This is a genomic window from Desulfonatronospira sp., assembly GCA_003563255.1.
GTDB lineage: Bacteria > Desulfobacterota > Desulfovibrionia > Desulfovibrionales > Desulfonatronovibrionaceae > Desulfonatronospira.
In genome coordinates, this window is record PWSL01000112.1 from 1 (window position 1) to 7,459 (window position 7,459).

Here is a 7,459-nt window from a genome sequence, read left to right on the forward strand (position 1 = left end):
AAAAGAGTTTTTAGCCCACAGATCACACAGATTGACACAGATAAAAGAGATTGAAGAAGCATGTTTTTTCCTTGCGGGAATAAGAACCCGCAAGGAAAAGGCATCAGCCGCTTGCGCGGCGAGGGGAGCACCTGAGCTTAGTGTCCAAAAATGAAACAGTCCCAGTGCCAAGTGCTGAACCCCCGTCATGGCTCAAATTTTTCTTGTTTTTTATGACAGGGTCTCAGGAGTAAGTCACTAATAACTGATAACTAATAACTAATAACTGATAACTATTACCTCTCAAGTAAGCAAAGAGTCAACAATAACTTTATTCTGCAGGTGTACTTTTGACTGTCAACAAAATAAATAAAGGCTTTTTAATCCCGCTTTTTTTCCTGACCCTGGCCATTACATCGCTTTTCATGTTCAGGCCGCTGACAGCACAATCAGCAGAAGATGAGCCCCTACAGGTGACAGCAGACCTGGACGGCGTTTCTCTGGAAGATTTTATCTCGTTTGTCAGCCGTTTTACCGGCAAAAATATTGTCTTTCGAGAAGACCGCATTCCGGATGCCGTAGTGAGCATGCAGGCTCAGCAACCCATGAGTGAACCTGAACTAATGGCTGTGTTTGAAAGCATCCTGGCCGGCAACAACCTGGAGCTGGTTTCCAGGGGGGATGTTCTTTATATTCTGCATACTCCTCTGGTCAAAACCATGAGCGATCCCTTTGTCTATCCTGTGGGTGAAGGCCGGGACCAGGAGCTGATGACCACTGTAATCCAGCTGGGCCCCAGGGCTCCTGTCAGGCAGGCCGCAGAACTGTTAAAACCATTTCTGTCCAGGTACGGCATGGTGCAGGAAGTAGCCCCTGCCAGAGCGGTTCTAATCCGGGATACCAGGGAGCGTATTCTGAAGCTTGCCCGGCTCGTGGACACCCTTTACAAGCTTGGGCCTGAATGGGAAACTGAGCTTTTGCCGCTGCAGCAGGCGGAACCTCAAAAGGCAGCACAAAAAATTGCCGAACTCTACCAGGGTCTCATTGAAAGGGGGCAGTTGGGGGATGCCCCGGTGGTTTTGCCGGTCGAATGGTCCAACTCCATCATGGTAGCTGGCGCCCCGGATCAGCTGGAGACCGTGGGCGGCCTGGTAAAAAGCCTGGATGATATTACTGTTGAGGGTACGGGTCTGAAAATATACCCCTTAAAAAACGCCAGAGCAAAAGAGGCTTCTGATGTTTTGCGCAATCTCTTGTCTTCTGACGGGAGACTGCACAGGAGCATTGAGGATGCCTCGGCCCTGGTTGTATCTGCTGATGAAAACACCAATTCCCTGCTTGTCTTAGCCGATTCCAGAACTCTTACCCAGGTGGATGAAGTTATAGATCATCTGGATCGTCCCCTGGCACAGGTATTTGTAGAGGCCTTGATTGTTGAGACGACGCTGGAACACAGCCAGGAATTTGGCATAGAATGGCTGGCCGGGGGAGGTGGAAGTGATGGTGTGGTTACCGGGGGGTTCGTTGCCCCGGATTCCAGGCTGGGGCCTTTACTAAGCGATCCTGCCCCTCCTGTTGCTGATCAGGGGTTTTCCATAGGAGCCCTGGGCAATACAGTGACCTATGCCGGAAAGAAATTTTCCACACTGGGGGCCTTGATAAATTTTTTAAAGAGCGCCACGGATTTCAATATTTTGTCCACTCCTCAAATTATGACCATGGATAATTCGGAGGCGGAAATATTTGTAGGAGAAAACAGGCCTTACCTGGTAAGTGAAAGGGTGGATCCACAGAACAACGTCATAAGATCTTATGATTACCGCGATGTAGGCATCAGGCTGCTGGTTACTCCCACCATCAACATGGAGACCAAAATGATCCGGCTGGCGGTGGAGCAGGAGGTCAAGAATATCATTGACCAGCTTGACGCCCGGGCTCCCACCACCATGAGCCGGGATACCAGGACCAACGTCCAGTTGCCCAGCGGTTCCACCATGGTCATCTCGGGTCTTATGGAAAACTCTTATACCCACTCCCGCCAGGCAGTGCCGGGTTTATCCCAGATACCCGCCATGGGCTGGATGTTCAGGCGTGAATCTATTTCTGCCCCCAAAACCACTCTTATGGTTTTTTTAAGCGCCAGGATCATTGAAACCCTGGAGCAGGCTGACGAGATCACTGAAGATCGTATGGGAAGAGTGCAAGAGTCCCGGCGCCGCAACGAGCAGATCCTGGAGCAGGAGTTCTGGGGACGTTCCCAGCGTCAGGAAGATTATTTCAGAATGGAAATGCCCTCGATAAACACCGGCTCCGGATATGAATTCCAAGAATGAGTTTGACCTTTCGGCTCTTCCAGGAGATATTGTAACCTCCTACCTGCAGTTTCCCCAGCGCAATCAGTTTCTACCGGTCAGCCTCGACGAAGATCGTCTCATGGTTCTGGTCACTTCTGTTCAGGGACGCTGCCTGGCTGATCATCTGGCCTGGAAACTGGGCAAACTGATAAGTACCAGGCTTGTGAACCAGGATTTGTTTTATTCCCTTCTGGAGCAGGCTCTGTCTTTGTGGGAGGAAGAGCATGATTCCGGGGACAGCGTGGAACAGGAGGCTGACAGCGAGGATTTCGGACGGGATCTGCTGGGCTGGTCCCATGAAGACGCTCCCATTGTACGACTGGTAAATAAGGCCCTGCACCAGGCGGTCAGCCAGGGTGCCAGTGATATCCATTTCGAGTTGCAGGGAAAGCAGTTTGTCATACGTTATCGTCTGGACGGCAAGCTAAGTACGGTCCGCAGCCTGGACCCGGCGGTTCAGCCCACTGTGCTGGCCAGGATAAAAGTCATGGGCAGCATGGATGTTGCAGAATGCAGGGCCCCCCAGGATGGTCGTTTTCAGGTCCGGGTGGGCAACAAGGACATCGACCTGCGTGTATCCACCATGCCCACTTTGCGAGGAGAAAAGGCTGTCCTGCGCATCCTGGACCGTTCCAAGAACATCCTGTCTCTGCCGGAACTGGGGCTTGAAGGTGAGGACATAGACCTCTTGCGGCAGATTATGTTCTCTCCCTACGGAATTATTTTGGTCACAGGACCTACAGGAAGTGGTAAAACCACCAGCTTGTATGCTGCACTTGCGGAACTGCCTCGTGATTCCTTGAATATTATGACCGTTGAAGACCCCGTGGAATACCATCTGCCGGGTGTGAACCAGGTCCAGGTCAACCGGGCTGCGGGAGTTACTTTTGCCGGAGCGGTGCGGGGGTTTTTGCGCCAGGACCCTGATATCATCCTGGTGGGAGAAATTCGTGACATGGAAACAGCCTCCACTGCAGTGCAGGCGTCTTTGACGGGGCACCTGGTGCTGGCGACCCTGCATACCAATGATGCACCTACTGCCATCACAAGGCTGCTGGAAATGGGCATAGAGCCCTTTTTGCTGGCCTCTTCCATGATCCTGGTGGTGGGTCAACGCCTGGTCCGGAAAAACTGCCCGGTGTGCTCCAGGCAGGTCCCTGTCAGCGGGGACTGCCTGTCCATGCTCCAAAACCATCACGCCCGGTTCTCAAGTCAATACCGGGGACAGGGGTGTGAGGCCTGTCTGCATAGCGGCTATAAAGGCAGGCAGGGCATTTATGAACTTATGCCTGTAAATGAAGAGTTGCGCAGCTTGATGATTCAAAAGCCGTCAGCAGAAGAGTTGCGCAGCTTCATGCGCTCTAAGAAAAACAGGAGCATGTTTGAACATGGCCTGAGCCTGGTTCAGAAAGGTTCCACTTCTCTGGAAGAGGTGCTCAGGGTGACCAGGTTTTGATCCTGCACTAATACAAAGATTACCACTTTAAAAAAAGTGTCGCTGTAGTGCTATAAGGTTCGAACATTTCCGCCGGTTAAATTTTTAAACGAAATGCCCAGCTATTACTACCAGGCCCTGGACGAAGAGGGCGGAAAGAAAAAGGGCTACCTGGATTCAGACAGCCAGGCCAGGGCCTACAGCCAACTCCAGGAGCAGGGCTTGACTCCGGTAAGACTGACCCGGGTCAGAAGCGATATGCACCCGGGGAGGTCCTGGTTTGTCTTTACCCTGCCGTGGGGTAAAAGAATCAGGATCGAAGAGGCCTTTTACTACCTGGGCCTGATGCTCAAAAGCGGGGGTTCTCTGGTCCAGAGCCTGGACTTTTTAGGGCGGATGGCCAAGGGCAAAAATTCCAGGGTCTGGATGGGCATCAGGGATTCTGTAGAATCCGGTGTTTCTTTTTCCAGGTCCCTGGAAAATTATCCTGCAATTTTCCCGGGAGTCTATATCGGAATGATCCAGGTAGCTGAAAAAACAGGGCACCTGGCAGAAATTCTGGAGCGTATCGCGGGATACGAGGATCAGCGTCGGGAAGTTCAGGGCAGGTTGCTGACCGCCCTGGCCTACCCCATGGTGGTGCTTTTGATAGCGACCGGTGCTGTATATTTTCTGCTGACCAGGGTCCTGCCAAGGGTTGCCGGCATATTTGAAGCCTCGGGCCAGGATCTGCCCCTGCACACCAGGGTCTTAATGGGAGCAGGGCAGTGGATGGAAAGCTATGGCGTTTTGCTGGTCATGCTGGCGGTATTGGTTGCTGCCGGGGGGTGGAGCCTTTATAAGAAGGTGCATACAATCAGGTACCGGGTTGATGCCGGGCTGTGGAGGCTTCCACTATTCCGGGATCTGATTCTGGCCAGGTTTTCAGGCCTGCTGTCCTTTCAGTTGAGAGCCGGAATATCTCTTGTGCAGGCCATACAGGGTTCGGTGCGGGGCATAGGTTCAGAATTTTTCCGGGAACGTATGGAAATGGCGGCTGCTCAAGTAGCCACTGGAAGGTCTCTGGAACAGGTCCTGGCCGGTCAGAGAATATTCCCGGAAATGTATCTGACGGCCCTGGGGGCAGGGGCAAAAACAGGACAACTGGCTGGTTTTCTGGAACGTTTGAGCAATATCCTGGAACGGGAGGTAGACAATACACTGAGAAGGATGGTGGGGCTGGTTGAACCTGCGCTGATTCTGCTGCTGGGGTTGGTGGTCGGCTTTTTCGTGCTGGCAGTTATGGGTCCGATTTTCGACATTACCGCACAGATATGAGGCAGCGTTTTATAATACCGGACATGGTCAGGGGGGCAGCCGTCCTGCTCATGGTGGGCTTTCATTTCTGCTACAATCTGCAGTATTTTCAGGTGGCCGACATCGATATCACTCAGGACCGGTTCTGGACCGGCCTGCGCAGCATAATCGTCGGCACATTCATATTTATCGCCGGGATGAGCCTGCACCTGTCATGCCTCAAGCGCTCCTCCTGGCTGGAGCACCTGTACAGGCAGAAGCTTCTGGCGGCTTGTGCCCTGGTTGTCAGCCTGGCTACATACCCGATTTTTCCAGAGTCCTGGATCTATTTCGGGGTGCTGCATTTTATCCTGACAGCCAGGCTCCTGGGGTATGCCTTTTGCGGTTTTCTGGGGCTGAACCTCGTCATGGGGTGCCTGGCAATCTGGGCCGGGACCGCCCTGCAAAGCCCGTTGTTTGATCCCAAATGGATCAATTGGATAGGCTTCAGCGCCGACAAACCATTTACTGAGGACTATGTTCCCATTTTTCCATGGATCGGTGTTTTTTTTCTGGGCATGGCTGCAGGAAAGCTTTTTGAGCAAGCAGCCCGGTTAAACCCGATAATACAATCAAAAAACGGCGGGCCGGTCGCCCGGGTGCTTGCCGGTATCGGCCGTAACAGCCTGGCGATCTATATGCTGCATCAACCTGTACTTATGGGGACGATGTATCTGGTTTTGATAATATTTTAACCAAAGCGGGCTACGCCCGCAACCCGGTTATCTGTTAATTGTTAATAGGGTAAAGCAGTTAATTTAGGCTTTTGTTCTTCAACAATTAACAATTAACAATTAACAATGAACTGATATCAATTTCTTGTTTTTTGTGACAGTGGCCGGTACCTGCCCCCTGAATGGTTACGATTCAAAGTGTCGCAGTAGTGTCAACCCTTAACATTCAACCCTGGATGACTGGAACCAGTGTGTTTAAGTCTATAGCCGTAATCCTTATTATTTTGCTTTTCCACGGGTGTGCCCCCAAAGCCCCGGAAATCACTCCTGAGCCGGTCACAACCGAAAAAACGCCGTATGGACCTGTTCAGCCCATGAAAGAATTGCTGAGCAGCAGTTATGCTCAGCAATATTCCCCGGTACAGTCGGTCTTTGAACCCCGCCGGGAGCCGGACTATTCCAAAATGATACTGTTGAGCCGTGAAAGGCCTGAAATTATCCTGGCTGATGATGTGACTGCTTATGCCTTGCAGGGTGATGTTCTGGCGGCCGGTTTTTCAGGAGGACATGTCAGGATCTGGAGCGGGTGGCCATGCGCTGGTTTTGATTATTCCAGTGATGATCCAGTACAGAATATCTGGATGGGGGGATATTCGCCTTTTGTTGCTGTCTCCAGCGGCAACCAGCAGGAGATCAGCATCTTTGATCTGCGGTCCTGTACATTGAGAAAAGAGATCACCACCCAGGCTCCTGTGCAGAATATCACTGTTTCTTCTCATGCAAGCCGGATCGCGCTGGTGGACGAAGGCAGAAGGTTGTGGACGGGCAGTCCCGGCCAGACCCTTGAGCACAGGGAGACATTGCGCTACAATCCCCTGGCAATGAGCTTCACCCCCAAAGGGGGAGTACTGATGGTGGTGGATGAGGCCGGCTGGCTTGTCAAATGGACTGTGCCCGAATATGAGATGCTGGAGAGCTTTTTGATCCCTGACGGGCCCTTTGAAGTCGCCCGTTTCAAAGGTTCCAGTCTGGTTCTGGACAAAAGAGGCAACCCCGGCTCTGCTGTGGTCTGGAACATACCCGCAGGACAGCTTGATGCGGACAACACGGCAAGAGGGGAGTATCTTCTGGAAAACAAGGTTCTTTACTATATTTTACATCATGAGGAGCTGGTAAAAAGGGTTTTTATGTCGGCTCCTGAGTTGCAGGTGCAGATAAATCCTGAAAAAATGGCTGTAAAGGTCAGGGATCTGGATGGCAGACAAAGATATTTCAACGCCCGCACCGGCGAAGAAATTGAGGAATTTGAATCTTATGCCGGTTTCAAGGATATTCAGGTGCAGCCGACAGGTGTTTTTTCCTGGGCTGATACAGATTACAGTCTGGCGGATCCAGTAATGAGTTCAAAAGATTCAACCCTATGGTCCAGATACATTCCAGATCAGGGACACTACCTGTGGTGGACGGCAGACAGGGATAGACAGTCAGGAACATTTCAGCAAAGACTTCCCTTAAGGCGGAATATCCGCGCTGAAATCCCCCCGGACTGGGTTGATATTGATTAGAGGATATACTTATGCATCATAATTACGACAGAGCCGGCTTTAGTTTAATCGAGATCATGGTGGTCATGGTCATCCTGGGTCTCCTGGCAGGACTTCTGGTGCCCAGGATAATGGATC

The 7,459-nt window shown here is 51.7% G+C and carries 6 protein-coding genes; all 6 read left to right on the forward strand.

The features are described from left to right. Positions 1-329: 329 nt before the first annotated feature. Entirely contained in the window at positions 330-2,312 is a 1,983-nt protein-coding gene (gene gspD / locus QZP87_RS03225) for a type II secretion system secretin GspD (protein WP_291321475.1), read from the forward strand. After that, positions 2,296-3,789 carry a GspE/PulE family protein gene (locus QZP87_RS03230; RefSeq protein ID WP_291321476.1) on the forward strand — a complete coding sequence of 498 codons (1,494 nt, stop codon included), beginning with the start codon at positions 2,296-2,298 and terminating at the stop codon, positions 3,787-3,789. The genes gspD and QZP87_RS03230 overlap by 17 nt, the downstream gene beginning before the upstream one ends. A gap of 93 nt (positions 3,790-3,882) precedes the next feature. Next, positions 3,883-5,085 (forward strand): type II secretion system F family protein, encoded by a 1,203-nt coding sequence (locus tag QZP87_RS03235; RefSeq protein ID WP_291321477.1) that lies wholly within the window; start codon positions 3,883-3,885, stop codon positions 5,083-5,085. Then, positions 5,082-5,798, forward strand: coding sequence for a heparan-alpha-glucosaminide N-acetyltransferase (locus tag QZP87_RS03240; RefSeq protein WP_291321478.1), 717 nt, complete (start codon positions 5,082-5,084; stop codon positions 5,796-5,798). Before QZP87_RS03235 ends, QZP87_RS03240 begins: the two co-directional genes overlap by 4 nt. Positions 5,799-6,028: 230 nt before the next feature. Then, entirely contained in the window at positions 6,029-7,342 is a 1,314-nt protein-coding gene (locus tag QZP87_RS03245; protein WP_291321479.1) for a WD40 repeat domain-containing protein, read from the forward strand. An 11-nt stretch (positions 7,343-7,353) separates the two neighbouring features. Further along, positions 7,354-7,459 (forward strand): prepilin-type N-terminal cleavage/methylation domain-containing protein (locus QZP87_RS03250; protein ID WP_291321480.1); only part of this gene is annotated, 106 nt, incomplete at its 3' end.